General features: G+C 48.3%; 18 protein-coding genes and 1 riboswitch. Of the genes, 5 read left to right on the top strand and 13 right to left on the bottom strand.

The genetic code is table 11. The features are described 5' to 3' along the window. Positions 1-173: 173 nt before the first annotated feature. Positions 174-2,237 carry a bifunctional 2',3'-cyclic-nucleotide 2'-phosphodiesterase/3'-nucleotidase gene (locus KU855_RS16230; RefSeq protein WP_218531584.1) on the bottom strand — a complete coding sequence of 688 codons (2,064 nt, stop codon included), beginning with the start codon at positions 2,235-2,237 and terminating at the stop codon, positions 174-176. A 296-nt stretch (positions 2,238-2,533) separates the two neighbouring features. Here KU855_RS16230 and KU855_RS16225 point away from each other — a divergent pair, with 296 nt between their 5' ends. After that, on the top strand, positions 2,534-3,259 hold the full coding sequence (locus KU855_RS16225) for a basic amino acid ABC transporter substrate-binding protein (RefSeq protein ID WP_218531582.1): 726 nt from the start codon (positions 2,534-2,536) through the stop codon (positions 3,257-3,259). A 54-nt stretch (positions 3,260-3,313) separates the two neighbouring features. Here the strand turns inward: KU855_RS16225 and nqrF are convergent, their stop codons facing one another. The 6 genes from nqrF to KU855_RS16195 are packed head-to-tail and all read right to left on the bottom strand — an operon-like array spanning position 3,314 to position 9,142. After that, a complete protein-coding gene (gene nqrF, locus KU855_RS16220) occupies positions 3,314-4,531 on the bottom strand; it encodes an NADH:ubiquinone reductase (Na(+)-transporting) subunit F (RefSeq protein WP_218531579.1) in 1,218 nt (405 codons plus the stop codon). Positions 4,532-4,569: 38 nt separating this feature from the next. Beyond that, positions 4,570-5,178, bottom strand: a complete 609-nt coding sequence (gene nqrE / locus KU855_RS16215) for an NADH:ubiquinone reductase (Na(+)-transporting) subunit E (protein WP_218531577.1) — start codon at positions 5,176-5,178, stop codon at positions 4,570-4,572. Between the two features lie 9 nt (positions 5,179-5,187). Beyond that, a complete protein-coding gene (locus KU855_RS16210; RefSeq protein ID WP_218531575.1) occupies positions 5,188-5,808 on the bottom strand; it encodes an NADH:ubiquinone reductase (Na(+)-transporting) subunit D in 621 nt (206 codons plus the stop codon). Between the two features lies 1 nt (position 5,809). Next, entirely contained in the window at positions 5,810-6,577 is a 768-nt protein-coding gene (locus KU855_RS16205) for a Na(+)-translocating NADH-quinone reductase subunit C (RefSeq protein ID WP_218531573.1), read from the bottom strand. Then, positions 6,567-7,781 (bottom strand): NADH:ubiquinone reductase (Na(+)-transporting) subunit B, encoded by a 1,215-nt coding sequence (locus KU855_RS16200; RefSeq protein ID WP_218531571.1) that lies wholly within the window; start codon positions 7,779-7,781, stop codon positions 6,567-6,569. The genes KU855_RS16205 and KU855_RS16200 overlap by 11 nt, the downstream gene beginning before the upstream one ends. Further along, positions 7,781-9,142, bottom strand: coding sequence for a Na(+)-translocating NADH-quinone reductase subunit A (locus KU855_RS16195; RefSeq protein ID WP_218531589.1), 1,362 nt, complete (start codon positions 9,140-9,142; stop codon positions 7,781-7,783). Before KU855_RS16195 ends, KU855_RS16200 begins: the two co-directional genes overlap by 1 nt. Positions 9,143-9,420: 278 nt before the next feature. Here KU855_RS16195 and KU855_RS16190 point away from each other — a divergent pair, with 278 nt between their 5' ends. Then, positions 9,421-10,716 (top strand): leucine-rich repeat-containing protein kinase family protein, encoded by a 1,296-nt coding sequence (locus KU855_RS16190; RefSeq protein WP_218531569.1) that lies wholly within the window; start codon positions 9,421-9,423, stop codon positions 10,714-10,716. A 3-nt stretch (positions 10,717-10,719) separates the two neighbouring features. Here KU855_RS16190 and KU855_RS16185 read toward each other — a convergent pair whose 3' ends face one another. Beyond that, the gene (locus KU855_RS16185) at positions 10,720-11,499 is read right to left on the bottom strand and encodes a DUF2927 domain-containing protein (RefSeq protein ID WP_256261081.1); all 780 of its coding nucleotides are present in this window, start codon (positions 11,497-11,499) and stop codon (positions 10,720-10,722) included. Between the two features lie 84 nt (positions 11,500-11,583). Here KU855_RS16185 and KU855_RS16180 point away from each other — a divergent pair, with 84 nt between their 5' ends. Both KU855_RS16180 and KU855_RS16175 read left to right on the top strand, forming a co-directional pair. Continuing rightward, the gene (locus KU855_RS16180) at positions 11,584-12,006 is read left to right on the top strand and encodes a hypothetical protein (protein ID WP_218531567.1); all 423 of its coding nucleotides are present in this window, start codon (positions 11,584-11,586) and stop codon (positions 12,004-12,006) included. A 182-nt stretch (positions 12,007-12,188) separates the two neighbouring features. After that, positions 12,189-14,219 (top strand): alkyl/aryl-sulfatase, encoded by a 2,031-nt coding sequence (locus KU855_RS16175; protein WP_218531565.1) that lies wholly within the window; start codon positions 12,189-12,191, stop codon positions 14,217-14,219. A 36-nt stretch (positions 14,220-14,255) separates the two neighbouring features. Here KU855_RS16175 and KU855_RS16170 read toward each other — a convergent pair whose 3' ends face one another. Both KU855_RS16170 and KU855_RS16165 read right to left on the bottom strand, forming a co-directional pair. Further along, entirely contained in the window at positions 14,256-14,837 is a 582-nt protein-coding gene (locus tag KU855_RS16170) for a hypothetical protein (protein WP_218531564.1), read from the bottom strand. Between the two features lie 82 nt (positions 14,838-14,919). Continuing rightward, on the bottom strand, positions 14,920-15,513 hold the full coding sequence (locus tag KU855_RS16165) for a thymidine kinase (protein WP_218531563.1): 594 nt from the start codon (positions 15,511-15,513) through the stop codon (positions 14,920-14,922). 289 nt (positions 15,514-15,802) lie between these two features. On the opposite strand from KU855_RS16165, the gene KU855_RS16160 reads away from it, so the two are divergent. Then, positions 15,803-17,935: a M3 family metallopeptidase gene (locus KU855_RS16160; protein WP_218531562.1), complete on the top strand. Its 2,133-nt coding sequence runs from the start codon at positions 15,803-15,805 to the stop codon at positions 17,933-17,935. Between the two features lie 81 nt (positions 17,936-18,016). On the opposite strand, the gene KU855_RS16155 is transcribed toward KU855_RS16160, so the two are convergent. From KU855_RS16155 to KU855_RS16145, 3 genes are all read right to left on the bottom strand, one after another. Then, complete coding sequence (locus tag KU855_RS16155; RefSeq protein WP_218531561.1) at positions 18,017-19,579, bottom strand: Na+/H+ antiporter NhaC family protein; 1,563 nt, start codon at positions 19,577-19,579, stop codon at positions 18,017-18,019. 96 nt (positions 19,580-19,675) lie between these two features. Then, positions 19,676-19,873, bottom strand: a riboswitch (Lysine riboswitch). A 90-nt stretch (positions 19,874-19,963) separates the two neighbouring features. After that, positions 19,964-20,887: an FAD-binding protein gene (locus KU855_RS16150; RefSeq protein ID WP_218531559.1), complete on the bottom strand. Its 924-nt coding sequence runs from the start codon at positions 20,885-20,887 to the stop codon at positions 19,964-19,966. Further along, a complete protein-coding gene (locus tag KU855_RS16145; RefSeq protein ID WP_218531556.1) occupies positions 20,888-21,637 on the bottom strand; it encodes an electron transfer flavoprotein subunit beta/FixA family protein in 750 nt (249 codons plus the stop codon). Positions 21,638-22,096 lie beyond the last annotated feature (459 nt).

Below are 22,096 nucleotides of genomic sequence, written 5' to 3'. Positions count from 1 at the left end.
AACAAGATGAAAAGAAGATTTGCCTAAATCGATCCCAATTACTTTAATAGTAGACATGATGGTTCGCCTCTTTGTTTGCCTAACCCTAAGCTTAGCTTAGGGGTGAGGCGGACCATCTAATTAAGCCTCCTCTATCGGAGGCTTTTATGGGTCAGTACCCCGTTAACGAATGCTTAGTTAGCTGGTGCGTTAAGTTCGACTTTATACACAGCAAAACCAATCGCATCGGTGCCCACTTTGGTCATCTTGCGTTGCGCGGTGGCGCTAATAAAATCAGCCGCTTTTTGACTGTCCTGAGTTTCAAAGCGCACATCTAAGCCACTGGCCTCGATATCTTTGAAGTCCCAGTTATAGTCGGCAGTCGGATCCACCACCCCATTGGCATTGGTTTCACTCGTGATGTATGCCGCTAATGCTTCACGGTTAGCATCAGGCAGTTCCATGACCACATGCTCAGGGCCGGTGCCGGCAAACTTACCGCCATAAGCGCGATAGTTGTTGGTGGCCACAATGAAGTTCATCTTAGCCAATTCCGCGCCAGTCACCACCTTGCCTTCGGCATCGGTGTAACTCAACTCAACAATCCGGTTGGCGTCGGCATTGACCACGGCACAATCACGGTCAAACTTGCTTGGCTGAGTGACATCAATCTTGTAGCTAACGCCATCAATGACATCGAAGTTATAGGTTGGGTGACCCCAGTTAATCAATGATTGTGGCTCAGTTGATGTCGGATCAATTTGAGTAAATTGGTTGGCACTACACTCTAACCAATCTTTCAATTCCGCCCCTGACACCTTGACGGCCATTAACGTGTTTGGATACAAGTATAAATCAGCCGCATGCTTAAACTTAAGCTCACCCTTATCGACTTGCACATACTGAGACGCATCGGCTTCGACAGAATGACGACCACCGGCCTTAAATGGCGCCGCCGCTGACAACACCGGCATTCCGGCAAATTTGGCCTGATCTTCGGCTGACATATCGGCAATCGCTTGCGATACTTTGGCAATCTGGGCGTTCGATACAATTTGTACCGACGGATCATCTTGTACCAAGGTTAAAAAGCTATACATATCATTGCTGGCGGTACCGATTTTTTCGTCAACAAAGGCTAACGTGCCCAAATGCTCAATTTCAACTTCCTGACGAATGGTCAGATCCGCTTCCACCAAAGGCTCTTTATTGGCGCCATCATAAATCGGGCGTGACTCAGCACGTGAATCCACCACCTGCCAGCTGTCATTTTGACGCTCTAACACTAAGTCAACCACCCCCAGGTTATCGCCCCAGCGTCCAGGCATCACTGACGGTACGCCATTGAGTAAGCCTTTTTCAATATCGGTGTTGGGTAAGTCGGCGTAACTTGCATGAGGGAAAATCGCATGGCTGTGACCAAACATAATGGCATCAATACCATCAACTTCGGTCAGCGCAAACGTCGCGTTCTCGGCGCGAGCATCGCCTGGAGCCGTTGTCGAACCAATGCCAGAGTGCGGAATGGCAATAATGACATCGGCGCCTTCAGACTTCATCTGCGGCACATATTTTTCAGCGGCTTCGATAATACCGATGGCATATACCTTGCCATTTAAGTGAGCACGGTCCCACTGCTCAATTTGCGGAGGTACAAAGCCGATATAACCAATCTTGAGGGTGTGTTCATTGCCGTCTTTATCTAATACTTGTTTTTCAACAATCAGATAAGGCTTAAAAATGGGTTGGTCTTTATCGATCCCAGGCCAGCAATCATCGACCTGACATAATACGTTGGCACTGATATACGGGAAGTTAGCACCGGCTACCGCTTGCTGCAGGAACTTGAGTCCGTAGTTAAATTCGTGGTTACCAATGTTGCCCACCACATAATCTAAGGTGTTCATCGCTTTATAGGCTGGGTGTGTGTTCCAGTCATCCAAGGTTAACTTGGCCATATAATCGCCCATCGGGCTACCTTGCAATAAATCACCGTTATCAACTAACACATGGTTGATGGCTTCTTTACGGGCTGCATGAATGGCTGAAGCGGTGCGGGCTAGGCCGATGGTTGGATCTTCTTTGCTCTTGAAGTAATCAAAATCCATGATGTTGGTGTGAATATCTGAGGTTTCTAATACCCGTAATTCAACGCGTGGCGCATTAACTTGGTTATCATTATCGTCAGAATTACAACCTGTGGTACTAATACCTAATGCGGCTAAAATAGCCAAGCTTAGCAACTGTTTATTGTGCATGGATAATTCTCATTTATAGGGTTGTGGCAATCTTTCTGAGATGACCGTATGTCAACTCAGGGTTGCCGCCACATTGTAAACATAGGTGCACTAAGAAACTGTGAAACAGTTTAAACATGTGGATCAATCATTGCGAATTAGAGCAAATTCTTTTGGATTTCAGATGTTAACTCCGCACATTATGTTAATAGCGACTAAAATGAGGGTTAAGGGGCAAACTGGTAGCCATGATGTTCATTGAATGCATCAAGGCTAATTAATCATTCCTCCGTGGATCAATATCAAAGGATGATGCAATGAATATGGCTCGGTTATTTATCTTGTTATTAATCATTTTTGCCGCTGGTTGCAGCCAACCTCAGCCGCCATTAGTGGTGGGCACCAATGCCAGCTTTCCTCCCTTTGAGTACCTTGGGGGCGCCGATGGTAAAACAGTCGTCGGCTTAGATATTGATTTGATCCGCAGCATTGCCAAACAAATGGACCGCGAGGTGCAGATTCAAAATATGGAATTTGACCAATTGATGGACGCATTGCTCACAGGTCAAATTGATGTGATAGCCTCAGGTATGAGCATCACTCCCGAACGCCAAGCCAAAGTGAACTTTTCCGATCCTTATTACAAGGCGACGCAAGTGGTCATAGTCAACGTCGACAATAACCAAATACACAGTGTCAGCGACTTAACCGGCAAACGGATTGCGGTGCAAAAAGGCGCCACGGGCGACAAACTCGCCAATAGGTATAGCCAAAGCGTGTTGGCCTTTGAGTCGGCCAAGCAAGCGATTCAAGCCCTTAAGCTTGGCAAAGCCGATTTGATTTTGTATGACATTGAACCCGCGGCAAATTTTGTCGGTGACAATTCCAGTATTAAATTAGTGACCCTGCCCTTTTCTCCTGAATATTATGGCTTTGCCGTCCATAAAAATAACTTTGCCTTGATCAATACCATTAATCAGTCCCTCAGCAATATGAAAGAGGCCGGCCAATACCAAGCCATTTTGGCCAAGCACATTAAATAACCCCCATAAAAAAATCCGCCATAAGGCGGATTTTTTATTGCTCATCGCTTGGAGTTAATCACCAAAATCATCGAGTAAGATATTTTCTGGCTCGACCCCTAAGCTTTCTAACATGTTAATCACTGACGAGTTCATGATCGGTGGACCACACATATAGAACTCACAATCCTCAGGCGCTTTGTGATCTTTTAAATACTTTTCATACAAAACGTTATGAATAAATCCGCTGTAGCCAGTCCAGTTATCTTCCGGCAAGGGATCCGATAAGGCCACATGCCAAACAAAGTTGTCATTGTCGGCCGCCAGTTGATCAAAATCGTCTTGATAGAACACTTCTCGGGTTGAGCGCGCCCCATACCAAAAACTCATTTTACGTTGGGTGCGCTTGCTCTTTAATTGATCAAAGATATGCGAGCGCATCGGTGCCATCCCCGCCCCGCCGCCGATAAACACCATTTCAGCGTCGGTCTCTTTAACAAAGAACTCACCAAATGGCCCTGAAATAGTGACTTTATCACCGGCTTTTAAGTTAAAGATGTACGATGACATCTTGCCCGGTGGCACATTATCTTTTGGCGGCGTAGCAATACGCACGTTCAACATGATCCGGCCTTTTTCATCGGGATAGTTGGCCATCGAATAGGCGCGCAACACCTCTTCATCGACGGTCGACACTAAATCAAACAGGCCGTATTTTTCCCAATCGTCGCGGTATTCAAGGGGAATATCAAAATCGGCATAGCGCACTTGATGCGCGGGCGCCTCAATTTGAATATAGCCGCCCGCTTTAAAGCGAACTTCTTCACCTTCGGGTAATTTGAGCAGTAACTCTTTGATAAAGGTCGCTTGGTTATCGTTAGAGATCACCTCACACTGCCACTTCTTTACCCCAAAGATTTCTTCTTCAATTTCCAGTTCCATATCACCTTTAACCGCGACCTGACAGGCCAAGCGGCAGCCCTCTTTGGCTTCTTTCTTGGTGATATGATCACGCTCTGTCGGTAAAATTTCACCGCCACCGGATGTCACTTTCACGCGACATTGGCCACAAGTGCCACCACCGCCACAGGCCGATGGAATAAATATATCTCGACTGGCCAATGCCCCTAACAGCTTGTCCCCTGCGGGGGTGTTGATGCCTTTATCCGCATCCTCATTAATCCCGATATGCACATCGCCAGTGGCGACCAATTTACTCTTGGCGACCAAAATCACCATCACCAGCAAACTCACCACCAAGGTGAACATGCCAATGCCAATTGCCATTTCCATAACAAACCCCTAATGCTAACTCTTGCGCGCTGCTGACCTTAAAAGGTGATCCCTGCAAACGACATAAACCCTAACGCCATTAAGCCTGTGGTGATAAAAGTAATACCAATGCCCTGTAAACCTTCAGGAATAGCATTAAACTTCATGCGCTCGCGCAAGCCGGCTAACAACACAATCGCCATCGCCCAACCGATACCAGAGCCCATGGCAAATACCGTTGACTCCACTAAGGTGTAATTACGGTTGGCCATAAAGATTACCCCGGCAAAAATGGCGCAGTTCACGGTTAATAAGGGTAAGAAGATCCCCAGCGTTTGATGTAAGCTCGGTAAAAACTTATCCAATACCATCTCTAAAATTTGCACTAAGGCGGCTATCACCCCAATAAAGGTGATCAGCTGCAAATAGCTTAAATCCAGCTCAGGATAACCCGCCCACGCCAACGCGCCGGGCGCTAAGATATTGACAAAAATCACTTGGTTTAACGGTACGGCAATGGTCATCACCACAATGACCGCCACGCCTAGGCCAAACGAGGTCGACACTTTTTTCGAGACTGCCAAAAACGTACACATGCCCATAAAGAAAGATAAGGCCATGTTGTCGATAAAAATCGCCTGCATAAACAGGTTGATATAATGTTCCATCTCGACTCCTTATTTGCGCTTGCGCTGCACCACGTGAATGCCCCAAATCATGAAGCCAATCAGGAAGAATGCACTTGGCGGCAAAGTAAACATTTGATTGGCCAAATACCAGCCACCATTTTCAACTGTGGTAAACACGTCATGGCCAAATAAGGTACCAGAGCCCAGTAATTCACGCACAAAGGCCACCCCCACCAGAATAACGCCATAGCCCATGGCATTACCTAAGGCATCAACCACCGCCAAGTGGGGAGGATGTTTCATGGCAAACGCTTCGGCGCGGCCCATGATAATGCAGTTGGTAATGATCAAACTCACAAAGACTGATAACTGCTTTGATAGCTCGTAAGCCACGTCTTGCAGCACCATATCGACGATGATCACCAAGGAGGCAATGATGGTCATCTGCGCAATGATCCGCACACTATTTGGGATAAAGCGGCGGATAGTCGAGATAAATAGGTTAGAAAACACCAACACAAAGGTCACGGCGAGGGTCATTACCACCGCGGTTTGCATTGAATTACTGACCGCTAATGCTGAACAGACCCCGAGCACTTGCATGGCCACTGGGTTATTAGCAAAAATCGGACTGGTGAGCATGTCACGAGTCGACACTGAGCTGCTCATATTACGCCCCCGCCTTCGTTAACTTATCAAAGTAAGGTGCAAAGCCTTCCTTACCGAACCAAAACTCGAAAGTGCGCTGAATACCACGACCGGTGGCCGTCGCGCCACTGACCGCATCAATGCCGTGCACATTACCTTGCGGTGCGCCGCCCTTGATGATCTTAATGGCCACCTTGCCCTTATCATCGAATAACTGCTTGCCGGTAAATTGGGCTAACCAGTGAGGATCCGTTACGAAATCGGCAATACCTGGAGTCTCGCCATGCTCATAAAACACCAAATTACGTATGGTATTAAGATCCGACTCGAGCGCCACATAGCCGTACATCATCGACCATAAGCCTTTGCCATAAATCGGCACGACCAAGGTGTCGAGTTTGCCGCTGCCATCTCGCACCTCAAACACGCGCACCGCATCGGCCCGGCTGCGAATTTTGGCGGTATCTTTTTTGGGCTTGCTTGAGGTTTCAGGATTAATGGCCGCCATGCGTTCATCAAAATCTAAGATCTGCGCTTGTGGCACGATCTCACCACTGTCGAGCGCCACCAGCATCGGCGTGACTTGGCTGGCGAAGACCTCTCTCACGTCTTGACCATTAAGCTGAATGTTAGCTGCCATTAACACGTTACGTTGCAGTTCATCGCGCTTTTTAACCAGCTTGCGTTCTTTAAGCACTTCGGCGGTGCCGGTGATCATAAACGAGCACACCAAACATAAGCTGATAGTGAAAACCATGGTGCCAAGCACCGAGTCTTTATTAAAGGCCATGGCGTTTCAGTCTCCGTTTGATATTGGCGCGTGCGACTAAATAATCGAAAATGGGCGCCCATAAATTGGCAAATAAAATCGCCAACATTACGCCTTCCGGCATTTTGGGGTTAAGTACACGAATAAATACTGCCATCACACCAATCAATAAGCCATAAGCCCATTTCCCTTGGCGGGTATAAGCTGTGGTCACAGGATCTGTCGCCATAAACATCATCGCCAACGCAAAACCGCCGCTGACTAAATGCCAAGTCCATGGCATAGCAAACATGTCGTTTTTGGCTGAGCCAATGAGGTTAAACAGGCTAGCGGTGATCACCATGCCCACAAACACTCCGGCAACAATGCGCCAGTTAGCTAAGCGACTCAGCAGTAATAGACTGCCACCTAATAGAATGGCTAAGGTACTGGTTTCACCGATGGCGCCGGGAGTAAAGCCTAAGAATGCATTCCACCAGTTGGCATCAGTAAAGGCGCTATACCAAGCGTAATCCGCAAAACTGAGCTTACCTGCGGCGGTTTGCATCAAGCTTGTGGCCCCACTAAAACCATCGACAGCCACCAGCTGCGCCGCGGGTCCAACTTGGGTTGGGTAGGCAAAGTAGATAAAGGCTAAACCGGCCAGCGCGGGATTTAAAAAGTTGTACCCCATGCCGCCAAAGACTTCTTTAGCAACAATGATCCCAAAGGTGATCCCCATGGCCACTAACCACAGCGGGGTACCGACTGGAATAATCAGGGTAAACAGCAAGGCGGTGACAAAAAAGCCTTCATGCAAGTCCTGTTTGCGAACCTTGGCAAACACCCCTTCCCAAAATAAGCTCACCACTAAGGCAGTCACATAGATTGGTAAGTAACAGCTGAGGCCATAGGCAAACAAGGTCAAGATGCCACTGTCACCGGTGAGCGGACCAAACAACACCTTAAATCCACCCAGCGCCCAACTGCTTGATGGCGCCGCGCCGGCTGCGATAGCTATTTGCGCCTGCAGTCCTAAGTTATATAAGCCGAATAAGATGGCTGGTAATAAGCACAAGCCCACTAAGGTCATGGTGCGTTTAACATCGATGGCATCACGCACATGAACTTGGCCTTGGGTACTGCGACCATGGGCTAAATACAATGAGCGAATGTATCCCTTAATGGCATGCCCCGGGGCATAATAAGCATCCTGTAAATCAGGCTTTTTAGATGGTGTGGTCATTACCCTTCTCTCTCGATGATCGCTAAACAGGCACGCAGTTCTTTACCAAAGTCATATTTGCCAGGGCAAACAAAGGTGCATAGTGCTAAGTCTTCTTCATCTAACTCTAATGCCCCAAGCAGCTGGGCTTCATCTGTGTCTCTCACCACCAAATCGCGCACTAACAGTGTCGGTAAAATATCCAGCGGCATCACTCTATCGAGCTGGCCAAAGGCCATCATTGCGCGGGCATCTCCGCCGGCGTGGGTGGTAAATTCAAATAATTTGCGGGTGCGAGCAAAACCAGAGGTGACCGCACGAGTTATCGAAAACTTATGACGACCGCCCTTCACCCACGGCAAGACTTCATGTTGACTATTTTCTTCTAGCACAGAGACTTGCTGATGAAAGCGCCCAAGGAAATCAATCACACCACTGGCTTTGTGGCCGGATAAGATGGAGCCTGAGACCACGCGTTGATCGCCGGCTTTTAGCAGGCCACGGGTCACATCAGATAATTTGGCGCCCAATTGAGTGCGCACCAAGATGGGCTTGATGACCCCAGGCCCTGCCAGTGACACCACCCGCTCTTGATAGAGTTCGCCGGTTAAAAACAGTTGCCCATAGGCAATCACGTCTTGATACCCCAGATGCCACACCGGCTGTTCGAGGCTAGCGGGCTTGATAAAGTGGATATGTGTGCCCACAAGCCCTGCCGGGTGTACGCCAGCAAAGCGGCGAATTTCCACCTGTGATGGCACGGGACTGATTACATCGGCGCCGCTGTCTTGGCACAGGTAAATCGGACAGTCACCCAGTTTGGTTAATACGGTTAAGCCAAGGGCAAATGCCTCGCGATTGCCGTCAATAATGACGCGCGGATCGGCCGCTAATGGATTGGTATCAATGGCGGTAACAAAAATGGCGCAGGCTTGGCTGTCGATGGCTGGCACCCGCGAAAAAGGTCGAGTGCGTAGCGCTGTCCATAACCCGCTGTTAATCAGGTTAGTTTTGACATCAGTTGCGGCTAGACTCGCCACATCCGCCTGCTTAAGAAAGGTCACAGCCTCATCGCCATCACAATCAATCACCACCGATTGTAATACGCGCCGCTCGCCGCGATGAATGGCACTCACTACCCCTGACGCAGGTGCAGTAAACACAACCCCTGGGGTTTTCTTGTCTTCAAATAAGGCTTGGCCCTTGCTAACCCGATCGCCAACTTCCACCAGCATGGTCGGTTTTAAGCCAATATATTCTTCACCCAAGAGTGCCACTTTTTGCGGGGCATTGGCCGCAATAATTCGTTGCTCCGGTTCACCAGCAATCGGCAAATTCAAGCCTTTTTTAATCGTAATACTCTGGTTTACACACCCTGCCATCACATCGTTCAACCATTTCACATTGAGATGGCTCATGGTAAATCTTTGTTTACTGATATACCGTTGCGAGCGTCACAATTCCTCACAACAGTGTAACTTTACAACATCTTCTGTCGCCATTTTTGCGTTAATCCGTTGGAAAAATGAAGCAAAGTTACGCCCACAGCGACGCCAACGCGTAACATTGTTGAAAAAAATCGCCTCAGAACTCGATGAAGATTTGAAAGCGAGGGCGCCCTCCATTACTCTGTGCCACTTGCTAACAGAGGAAGCCCGACTTGCACACCTTAGAACAACTAAGAACCGGCCAATTAATTGGTGCTAAAGAGATTCGCATTCACAATCAACTAACTGAATTTCCGATGGAAATACTAGCGCTTGCCGATACGTTGGAATTGTTGGATCTGTCCCAAAATCAATTAACGCAATTACCTGATGAGCTAGCTTGCCTGACTAAGCTCAAAATTTTGTTTGCCTCAGACAATCAGTTTGACCATCTCCCCGAGGTCCTCGGGCGCTGTCCTCAATTGGAAATGATTGGCTTTAAATCGAATCACATCAAAACCGTTAGCAATGATGCGATCCCAAGCACTTGTCGCTGGTTGATATTAACCAATAACCAAATTGCGCAATTACCAAGCTCGCTAGGCCAATGCCCACGCCTGCAAAAACTCGCGCTCGCCGGTAATCAATTAACCAGCTTACCCCAGAGCATGGCCGATTGTCATAACCTCGAACTCATTCGATTGTCAGCCAATCAACTGCCAGCTATCCCTGACTTTTTATGGCAATTACCTAAGTTATCTTGGCTGGCAATCGCAGGAAATCCCTGCACAACGCCGCTCACACAGGCCAGCAAACTGACCGTGGTCGACCAAGCGCATATCCGCATCGGCGCCATCTTAGGACAAGGGGCATCTGGGGTGATTTATCAGGGACAGTGGCAGCAAACCGCTAGCGCTGCGCTGACGGTGGCAATTAAAATATTTAAGGGCGAGGTCACCAGCGACGGCTATCCTGAAGATGAATTAAGTGCCTGCCTACAAGCCGGCCGTCACCCCAACTTAATTAATACCCTCGCCAGCCTCGATAGTCGCCAACAGTCAGGGGTGATATTAAGTTTAGTGCCCTCCAGCTATTCCAATCTCGGACTGCCGCCAAGTTTAGCCAGTTGCACGCGCGATACCTTTTGCCCAAGCCTGAGTCTTAGCCAACAAACCGTCCATCAGCTGCTTTTGCAAGGAATGGATGTGATTAATCACTTACATCAGCAAGGGCTCTGTCATGGCGATATCTATGCCCACAATATGCTGGTGAATAATGACGGTCATTTACTCCTAGGGGATATGGGCGCCGCGACCCCATTGCAGGCGCTCAGCACTGATGAACAGCGCGCCATGCAAGCCATAGAGGTTCGTGCCATTGGTTGCGTTATCGATGACTTACTCAGTCTTTGTCCTGAGGCGATGGAGCAATTAATCCGTCTGCGGGATGATTGTTGGCAGCCAATGGCAAGCCAACGCCCAACGCTAGCGACCTTGCAGGAGCAACTGCAAACATGGGCTAACCATTAAGGCCTAAGGTGAATACCCCAGCAGACGATACAGTGTGCCTTGACGCACGGTTTGCGAGGCGCTCGCAATCGTGCCATCTTGCTGCCATTGCCACAAGATGGTAGCCAGCGGTGCCTGCAAGGCCTGATACTGGCTGCCAGCGATTAGCACCGGTTGGTATAAGAGTTTAAGTAATAAATAATCGAGCCCAGTTAGCAATACTTCGGGGCTTTTATCATTAAAGATTGAAGGGAATACGCGGTCACTGTCATTGGGTAAGCCTAAGATTTGGGTTAACTCCTCCACCACGCACGCGACTAATTTGCCATGAAACCTAGCCAGATCGACCGGTATATAGACGCGGGCAAACTCAATATGGCCCCCGTGCTCAACGATGTTTGCGAGGCAAACACTGCCGTGTAAATGGGCGGCACTGTCAGCCCCGAGTTCATCTGCCACTAAGCTTTGCCATTGGGCCTGCTCGGTAAAGGTGATCACAACATTGGCCTCGTCAATGGATGCCACTTGGTGAATAGTTAACCCAGTAATGCTCGCTAAATGGCTTAACTGTGCGGCGACTAAGGTATCGTGTAAAACCACGTACTTGACTTGATGACGAATAAACACCCGTACAGGTTGTTGCCACTTAACTAAATAATCGCTGGCTTGCTGATATTCGCGCCCCAAGGCAATCGTCAAGAAGGCCTGCGCAATATAGTCACTCTGGCGCCAAGGTTGCGCGGCCGCGACCGTGAAAAAAAGCAGCAAACTCAGCCCTGCCCCCATGCGCCACCCTCGAGCCATGTCATTATCCTAAGCTGCTATAATCAATGACTAAGTGTGGCACATCAACATCACGATTCCCGATCTAATTGACGAGAAAATTCGATGGCATGGCAAAAACGACATTGGTTTCAATTCACCGCAATCTTTAGCATGATGTTTGCCTTAATCGGCTTTTCTTATAATGTATGGCGCATGGAAGTCACCGAGGAAAATGCCAATATTCGCGATGCTAGCTTTGAAATGCTTAAACAGTTGTCAGAATTAGAATTAATCATCTACGCCGCATATTACGATCAAGATAAGCAACGGGGTAATCCACGCCAAGCATGGGTGACAGTTGGCCTGATCAATGATTTAGCCATGCTTACCCGTCCGCAAGTCATTGCCTCAAGTCAACAACTGCAGACCCTTTGGCAACAACATTGGCAGGCCATCAGCACCAGCCGTCACAGTGTCGATATCCTGATTAACGCCATCGAAGCGAATCGCCAACAAGTGCGGATCCAAATAACCATTTTGCAGTAATCCCGGTAAGCGTCGCGATAACGTTCGGCTTCGAGCTATTAACAAAAGCCAAAAAAAACAAACAGCTTACATCTTATTGACAAATCATTAGCAGAGTATACCATCAGCAAGGAGAATGTTAAATCAGTCACTCAGATGGCCCCCCCCTGAGCACTTGCCTCATGATAACAAGGAAGTCGTTGATGAAATTAAAGCTCCCCATATTGTTTAGCAGTCTTTGCCTGGTATTGAATTCCGCCGTTGCCGCCGGCGGTGGTGCAGTATTATCGGATCCCAACGCCGCCTTAGGCAAACACTTCCATCCGCAAGGAAACCTGCCATCTGACACCACACTCAAACAACGAGACGTCAATAAAGCGAGTCTGCCGCTCGATGATACCCGGGATTTTGATGAGGCTAAACGTGGCTTTATCGCGGCGCCTGATTACAAGCAAATCATGGCCGAAAATGGCGGTGTGGCTTGGGATATGGCCAGTTACGATTGGTTATTAGACGGTAAAGATTTTGACAGTATTCACCCATCGTTACAGCGCCAAGCAGTGTTAAACATGGCTTACGGCCTGTTTGAAGTGATCCCCGACAAGATTTATCAAGTCCGAGGTTATGATCTCGCCAATATTAGTTTTATTAAAAGCGATAATGGCTGGATTGTCTTCGACCCATTAACGGCGAAAGAAACTGCCGCCGCCGCATTAAAGTTCATCAACGAACAACTCGGTGAACGTCCAGTGGTGGCCGTGGTGTATTCTCATTCTCATGCCGATCACTTTGGTGGCGTTCGTGGCGTTGTCGATGACGCCGATGTCCAATCCGGAAAGGTTAAAATCATCGCGCCTGTTGGCTTTATGGAAAATGCTGTTTCCGAGAATGTCTATGCAGGCAATGCCATGAACCGGCGTTTGTTTTTTCAATATGGCGTGTTACTGCCGCGGAGCCCGTTCGGCCATGTTGACCAAGCCATTGGTAAAAATACTGCCGCCGGAAATTTGGGCTTAATTGCCCCCAATACCATTATTAGTCAACCCTATGAAACCCTGACCATCGATGGGGTCACCATGGAGTTCCAAAATACTCCGGGTACCGAAGCGCCGGCTGAAATGAACACCTACTTCCCGCAAATGAAGGCCTTTTGGGCGGCAGAGAATATTACCGGCACCGTACATAACATTTATACGCTGCGTGGTGCGTTAGTCCGTGATGCACTGCAATGGTCAAAAGGCATCAACGAAGCGCTTTATCGCTATGGTACTGAAGCCGATGTGATGTTTGCCTCACATAGCTGGCCACGTTGGGGCAATGATCGTATTCAAGAAATTATGCGTGCCCAACGTGACATCTACGCCAACCTCAATAACGAAGTGCTGCACTTGGCCAACCAAGGCGTCACCATCAATGAAATCCACAACCAATACCAACCGCCAAAAAGCCTTCAGCAGCAGTGGGCTGCCCATAGCTACCACGGGTCTGAAGCACACAATAGCCGAGCGGTCATTAACCGTTATTTAGGGTATTGGGATGGTAATCCTGCCACGTTAATCCCATTGTCTCCCTCGGAGTCTGCTCCCTTGTATGTCGAAATGATGGGCGGCAGCGATAAGATTATTGCTAAAGGCCAGCAGTTATATGACCAAGGAAACTATAAGTTGGCGCAAGAAATTCTCAACAAACTGGTGTATGCCGAACCAGCCAATCGCGCGGCCAAAGATTTACTCGCCGATGTGTTTGAGCAAATCGGATATCAACAAGAAAGTACCAGTGTTAGAAATAGCTTTTTGGCGGCCGCCTATGAATTGCGCTCGGGGATCCCTACTGGCAATATTCCCAAAACTACCAGCGCCGATCTCACCAAGGCGATGTCTACCGGCCTATGGCTAGATTTCCTCGGCATTATGCTCGACAGCAAGCAAGCCGAGGGCAAGGAGTTTATCATCAATATGCTACTCCCCGATGTTAACGAGCAATATGTGGTTGAGCTCAGCAATGGCACACTGACCAATATCAAAGGGGTACAAGCTAAAGATCCGGATCTGACCTTAACCATTAACCGCAGCGATTTAGAACCTGTGATGATGGCGGCTAAAAGCTTTGAAGATCAAATCAAAGCCGGCAAGGTTAAGCATACCGGTGACCTCCAGCACTTCAAAGATCTGCAAAGCATGATGGTCGTCTTTACTCCAGATTTTGAACTGATGCCTGGCACTAAACAGCCTTAAGACGCATGCGGCCAACGGCGCTTTGGCGGTTGGCCGCTATTCTTTTACGATTAATTGTTTAATGGGCACATCGAATTGATCATCAATACTGACAAAATGCTGGCTGTGTTGACGAAAGATGCGAGTCAGCCGACCCACATGCTGTTGGGTTTGGCCTAAATGATCCCGCCACTGCCATTGCCGAGATACTTGGCACGCCATTACCTGCTTAAGCTGAACTAACCTCGGTTCATCCACCTGCTCTACCTCACCAAAATGCGCCATTAACCACGACTCCAACATCAACAGTGATTTGCTCTCAAGCGTCGGCCACTCTAAGGCTTGAATAGATAAGGGGTTGACTCCACACAGCTGAGGCGTAGCACCACTGGTCACCACTAAAAAGCTATGATTGGACAGTAAATGACTATTGACTTCGATATAGGGAGTCAACAAGCTCATCTTGGCCGTGATGGCAGCCACAGGCAGGCTGGCGGCTGCAATTCCTAAGATCAATAATCCGGTTTGAGGCCAGTGCTCACAGGCTTGTACCTGCCAGCCCTGCCGGCGTAAATACACGATTAAGGGCGCGTCGTCAGCTAACGTTAGCCCTTGTATATAGGCTTGTCTATAGATCACCTTGCCCTCCATTTTGGCGTTAGCTGCAGCCCAGCCACACTCAGCGTGATGCGCCCCCTTGCCTTCCATGGCAAGCGTATCGTTAGATGTCGCTATTATCGTCCCAAATCAATTCACGAAAATGGTTACGACAAACAGATTCATAGTTTTCATTGCCACCAATCGCCACTTGCTCACCTTCGCGCAAGGCCTTACCGTTACCATCGAGGCGTACCACCATATTCGCTTTGCGGCCACAATGACAAATGGTTTTCAACTCAACTAATTTGTCTGCCCACGACAGTAAGTATTGGCTACCGACAAACAATTCGCCTCTAAAATCGGTACGCAGTCCATAACATAAGACCGGGATATTAAGCTTATCAACTACATAGGCTAATTGGCGTACCTGCTCCTTACTTAAAAACTGGCTTTCGTCCACCAGCACGCAATGAATGGTCTGCTGCTGGTGAGCCTCGTTGATCATTTGAGTCAGATCATCACCATGACCAAACACTTGGGCATCAGATTCAATCCCAATGCGCGAGGCCACTTTACCGACACCAAAGCGATTATCAATCGATGCCGTCATGACTAAGGTGTGCATGCCGCGTTCACGGTAATTGTAGGATGATTGCAGTAACGATGTGGATTTACCGGCATTCATCGCCGAGTAATAAAAATATAGCTGCGCCAATGTCGGACTCCTCTTGGACTGGTTCCGCTATTGTACTCATTAGAACACTAAAAATCACTCGCGATAGTCAGTTGCACTTTTACCAACTTAAACGCCAATTAACTTAATAACCGCATTAATATTAACCAAACCTTAATTAATAATATAAAAACAGTATCCTATGATTTTCATTTACATGATTAACTTTTACTATCTAGCCGTGTTAACCTTAGTTAGCACCTATGAATAAGAGTGCGACACATGATTGCAATGTTGTCACTAAAAACATAATTAAAATGGAAGTATTCTCATGCATAAGACCTTTATTGCGTTGGCCATTGGCGCCGCGCTAAGCCTTACTGGTTGCCAATCTCAACAACAAAATATCGATCCACAAGTCCAACAGCTGCAACAAAATCCGTTACTGCAAGCCAGCAGCTTGCAATTTCAAGCGCCTGATTTTAATCAAATTCGCAATGAACATTTCGCGCCAGCCTTAAGCCAAGGCATGCAAGAGCATTATGCTGAAATCTTAACCATCGCTAACAATCAAGATGCGCCAACCTTTGACAATACCATAGTGGCAATGGAGCGTAGTGGCGCCCTACTCGGCCGCGCTTCGGCAATTTTTTACAATTTAGCCGGTTCCTATACCAATGACGTACTGCGTCAAGTTCAGGCTGATATGGCGCCTAAAATGGCCGCTCACTCCGACAATATCAATCTGAACCCTGAGTTATTTGCGCGTATTGAGGCCATTTACGCCCAGCGCCACAGCAGTGGCCTGACCCCAGAACAAATCCGTTTAGTGGAAGTTTATCATCAGCGTTTTGTGCTGGCCGGAGCCAAGCTCAACGAAACGCAAAAACTGCAAATTCGTGAACTGAACAAAGAACATTCAAGCTTAACCAATGAATATGGCCAGCGCCTAATGCGTAATAGCAAGAGTGCCGCCGTGCTAGTCGCGGATCGAAGCCAATTGGCCGGTTTAAGCGATGCCCAAATTCGTGCGGCGGCTAATGATGCGACCGCGGCAGGTCATGAGGGTCAATATCAGCTATCGATCACCAACACCACCCGTCAGCCAATCTTAGCAAACCTAGACAACCGCGAATTACGCCAACAAATTTGGCAAGCCTCGGCTGAACGTGGCTTTAGCGGCGATGATGAGACCGCCTCAATCGTATCTCGCTTAGCCCAATTACGCAGTGAACGCGCGCAATTGCTCGGCTTTGATAACTGGGCCAGCTATCGCCTCGCGCCACAAATGGCGAAAACCCCGCAAGCGGTGTTTGACATGTTTGGCTCCATGGTGCCGGCTGTAGTTGCTAACACCAATAAAGAAGCCGATGCCATTCAAGCGATGATCACCGCCACCGGTGGCAACTTTACTCTTAAACCTTGGGACTGGGCATACTACGCTGAAAAAGTCAGGCAACAGCAGTTTGACCTTGATGAAGCCAGTATCAAACCCTATTTCGAGTTTGAGCGAGTATTGAAAGATGGTGTGTTCTTCACCTTAGAGAAACTCTATGGTGTCACCATGAAGCCAAGACCCGATTTGCCGGTGTACCACCCCGATGTCAAAGCCTATGAAATGTTTGATGCCGATGGCAGCAGCATGGCGATTTTCTACGCCGATTATTTTGCCCGCGAAGGCAAACGTGGTGGGGCCTGGATGAGTTCGTTTGTCGGTCAATCCAGCTTACTCGACAGTAAGCCGGTCGTCGTCAATGTCATGAACATCAAAAAAGCGCCTGAGGGCGAACCGACCTTTGTGAGCTATGACGAAGTTGGCACCATGTTCCATGAAATGGGTCACGGTACTCATGGCATGTTCTCAAAAGTAACCTACCCAAGCCTCGCGGGTACCGCGGTGTCCCGCGACTTCGTTGAGTTCCCATCGACCTTCGAAGAAGATTGGTCGGCCCATCCTGAAGTCTTGGCCAACTATGCCAAACACTATCAAACCGGAGAGCCACTGCCACCGGCATTATTGGAGAAACTGTTAGCATCACGTAGCTTCAACCAAGGCTTCGATACCTTAGAATATATGGCGGCAGCCTTAGTGGACATGGAATGGCATTCACTCGATGCTAACCAACCACTGCAAGACGTGGCCGAATTTGAGGCCGCGGCATTGAAGAAGCATGGTTTAGCCATCGAAGCGGTACCGCCTCGTTATCGTTCAACCTTCTTTTCACACACCTTTGCCGGTGGTTATAGTGCGAGCTATTATGCCTATATGTGGAGTGAAATTTTGGCTGCCGATGCCTTTGCTTATGTGCAAACCCAAGGCGGACTTAACCGCGATATCGGCATGAAGTTCCGTAAAACAATTCGCGAAGTCGGTAACTCAGTGCCACCAATGGAAGCCTACCAAAACTTCCGTGGCCAAGCGCCAACCACAGAGGCCTTGCTTGAGCGTCGTGGTCTGAACTAATCATTGACTGAGCTGGCCTATCGTCCATAAAAAAACGCAACCTTAGGGTTGCGTTTTTTTATGGTTCAGTGTCGTTGGCCGTTAATTACGACCGACTTTTATTTTAAGCGCAATCACACTCAACACAAACAACACACTACAGGTTGCTAAACCCGCCCACACCGAACTGGTAAATCCAAGCACGGTATAACCTGCCACACTGATCACTGCCACAATCAATGCATAAGGCAGTTGAGTGACCACGTGATCGATATGATGGCAGCTAGCGCCCGTTGACGACAAAATAGTGGTATCTGAAATCGGTGAGCAATGGTCGCCAAACACCGCACCGGCGAGGACTGAAGCCAACATAGGTAACATCATTCCCACGTGACTGCCCATCGCCATATCGGCCGCGATCGGTAGCATAATACTAAAGGTGCCCCAACTAGTGCCGGTGGCAAACGCCGTTAAGCCAGCCAAAATAAACATCACCGCAGGCAGCAAGGCAAAGGGGATATTGCCACTGGCTAAGCTTGCCATGTATTTACCGGTTTCTAATTGCCCAATCACGCCGGCAATGGTCCATGCAAAGAGCAGAATATAGATGGCAGGCAGCATAGATAAGGCGCCTTGGGTCATACCCTTAACGATTAAGCCTTTATCAATTTTCTGCAGCAAGACGCCCACTAGAGTCACCACAAAACCAATGCAAGCGCCATAAAATAGCGACGAGCTAACCGAGGTATTTTCAAAGGCGCGGATCAAGTCAAAGGCTTGGTTATTTTCGGCTAACTTAGCGGCGCCAGAACTTATCATAAAATAGATAGTCGCCATCACTAAGGTACCTATCGGCAAGAATAACCCCAGCACTTTACCAGTATCAGCTTCTGGTAAGTCAGCATTGGCTCCCGGTGGGGTACCTTTCGACTCATCCCATAACTGGCCTTTTTGCGCCAATTGCTCATGGCGACGCATCGGGCCGACATCCAAGCCAAATACCGCCACACAAATCAGCAGGAGTAGCGCAAAAATGGCATAAAAGTTCATTGGCACCATTTGCAAAAAGATACTCAAATGGCCTGAATCAGCCACACCATGCGCCGTTAATATCCCGCCAATTAAGGCAATAATATACGCGCCCCAGCTTGATACCGGCGAGATCACACACACAGGCGCGGCGGTTGAATCCAGTAAGTAGGCTAATTTGGCGCGGGAAATATAGTAACGGTCGGTCAACGGGCGGCACACGCTGCCAACCACTAACGAATTGAAGTAATCATCAATAAACACGACGCAACCTAAAAACACGGTTAACAACTTAGCATCACGTTTACAGCGAATGCGAATACGAGCCCAATCGGCAAACGCTCGCGCCGCACCACTGACGGTGATCAACGCAGTGATCATCCCCAGCACCACTAAAAATCCAAGAATATATAAGTTCCAGTGGTTTAACGCACCGTCAACCCATACCAAGGCACCGACTTTATTTGCGAGATAACTCGCGCTGGTCAGTGGCGCAAAATCGTTGAGCAACAAGCAGCCCAAAATAATACCAACCCCAAGAGAAATTAATACTCTACGGGTAATCACCGCCAACAAAATGGCGACTACGGGTGGCAATAGTGAAAGAGCCGAATCGGCATAGCTTAATACAGTCATTATTATTGTCTTCGCTGAAAACGAATGGAGGGCAACTGAACTGGTGACACAGTATCACTCAAACAATCTTAACGATTGAGGATGAAAAACACCTGTCCTATCAATAGCGCTCCATAGTAAATAAATCCCATCATCCTGATGAGAATACTATGGCAGTGTTGTTCCTTTCGGACACAACCCCAGCAGTCGACCTTGATGAGTACAACTACTTCGGCACGGACTCCTTTTATGAACACTTAAACGGCATCACCCTAATGTTCATGACTGATAGTCAATGCAACCTCTACTTCAAAGGACGTCTGAAAAAAGACGTGACGCACATAAAAACATAAGCAGCAGAGGGATTGCTAACCCAATGCTGCTTATCGTGAACAAGATCACGGATTAAATCAAATTTATCAACTCAGGAATGGCCTCGAACAAGTCGGCGGTCAATCCGTAATCAGCCACTTGGAAAATAGGCGCATCGGCATCTTTGTTGATAGCCACAATCACCTTGGAGTCTTTCATGCCCGCTAAATGCTGAATCGCCCCAGAGATCCCCACGGCAATATAGAGGCTCGGCGCCACGATCTTACCGGTTTGCCCCACCTGCAAATCATTAGGAACATAGCCGGCATCCACCGCCGCCCGCGATGCGCCAAGGGCGGCGCCAAGCTTGTCGGCTAATTGTTCCAATAAGGCAAAGTTTTCACGACTGCCAACTCCACGGCCACCAGACACCACAATCCCAGCGCTGGCAAGTTCCGGACGGCTCGATTCGGTTAATGCTTGTGAAACCCACTCACTCATCGGCGCAATCACCTGCGTCAGAGCAACCACGTCGGCATTATTGCCACCTGCGGCTTGCTCAAAGGCACTGGCACGCACTGTAATGACTCGGGTGTCATCGAGGCTCTTAACGGTCGCTAACGCGTTCCCGGCATAAATCGGACGCACGAAGGTTTCTGGGTCAATGACTGCGACAATCTCAGAGACTTGCGCAACATCTAATAGCGCAGCAACCCGAGGTAAGCAGTCTTTCGCCACGCTTGAGGCTGAAGCCACGATATGGCTATAGTCGGCGGCGATGTCGACAATAAGCTTACTTAAGTTTTCAGGCAATTGATGGCCATAGGTAGCGTCATCGGCCACCAAGACTTTGCTGACACCCATAAGCTCTGCGGCTGCGGCAGCAACGGCTTGACAGCCTGCACCCGCCACTAACACATCGACATTACTGCCCATGGCCAGCGCCGCGCTCAGGGCTTTGCCAGTGTCTGGCTTGAGCGACTGGTTATCGTGTTCAGCTAACAAGAGAATAGTCATTTAGATCACCTTAGCTTCATGCTTTAATTTTTCTACCAGCTCAGCCACTGAGCTCACCATAACGCCGGCTTGTCTCACTGCCGGGGCGCTGACACTTACAAGGTGTTGATGACTTTTTAAGGTAACACCTATTGACTCCAGGGTGAGCACATCTAAGGGCTTGCGTTTCGCCTTCATAATGTCAGGCAGTTTGGCATAACGTGGCTCATTAAGACGCAAGTCGGCGGTGACTATGGCCGGCAATGCCATAGTGAGGCTTTGTAAGCCGCCGTCAATTTCGCGGGTCACACTTAGCTGGTTGTCACTGATACTGACGTCTGAGGCAAAACAGGCTTGCGGTAAATCCAATAAAGCCGCCAACATTTGGCCGGTTTGATTATTATCACCATCAATAGATTGCTTACCTAAGATAATCAATTGCGCCTGCTCTTGTTGCTGCACCGCTGCCAAGCACTTGGCGATATCGATAGGCAGTAAGCTATCGTCTGCCTCAACTTGAATACCGCGGTCAGCGCCCAAGGCCATGGCTGAGCGAATTTGTTCTTGGCTAGGCTTACCGCCAACGGTTACCACCACAACTTCAGTGGCGACTCCCGCCTCTTTTAAACGTACCGCTTGTTCCACCGCTATTTCACAAAATGGGTTAATCGCCATTTTTAAATGACTCGCATCGACCCCAGAGCCATCACTCATGACTCTGACTTTAACGTTGGAATCCACCACACGCTTAATCGGCACCAAAATTTTCATGGTTTATCCTTCACTGTGCTCAACAAGATAATGTGGACAACGCGAGTCAAACTCAGGTTGCCCAAGATGAAATCACTTTACGCATTGTTGACGTTAACGTCAACTAGAGTTAATCAATTGTTACAAGCCGTCAGACGAACCTTTTCCTGTTAGCATAAAGTGCTCGTTTACTGGTCATTATTATTAAATTTATCTGTTGTTTGTCTATTAAATAGCAACTAATAGACTAATGTTTTTTTGATTAGCTTAGCAGGTTAGCACCCAGCGAAATGGATTATCACAACATGAACCGTTGTTGAAATAAGTCGATGGATTAAGCCAATTGTTTATTAAGGCGTTGTTTCCTAAATCATTGAACTAATCATCAGAACCACGATCAGATCATTAGAACTTTGAGATGGGTGACGATGATGGGTAAGGCAAAGTACAAAATCAGCAACTGGAAGCAATATAACCAAG

It is taken from the genome of Shewanella sp. NIFS-20-20 (assembly GCF_019209865.1).
Classification (GTDB): Bacteria; Pseudomonadota; Gammaproteobacteria; order Enterobacterales; family Shewanellaceae; genus Shewanella.
The sequence above is the reverse complement of the archived record's forward strand: the minus strand, read 5'-3'. Positions and strand labels throughout refer to the sequence as shown.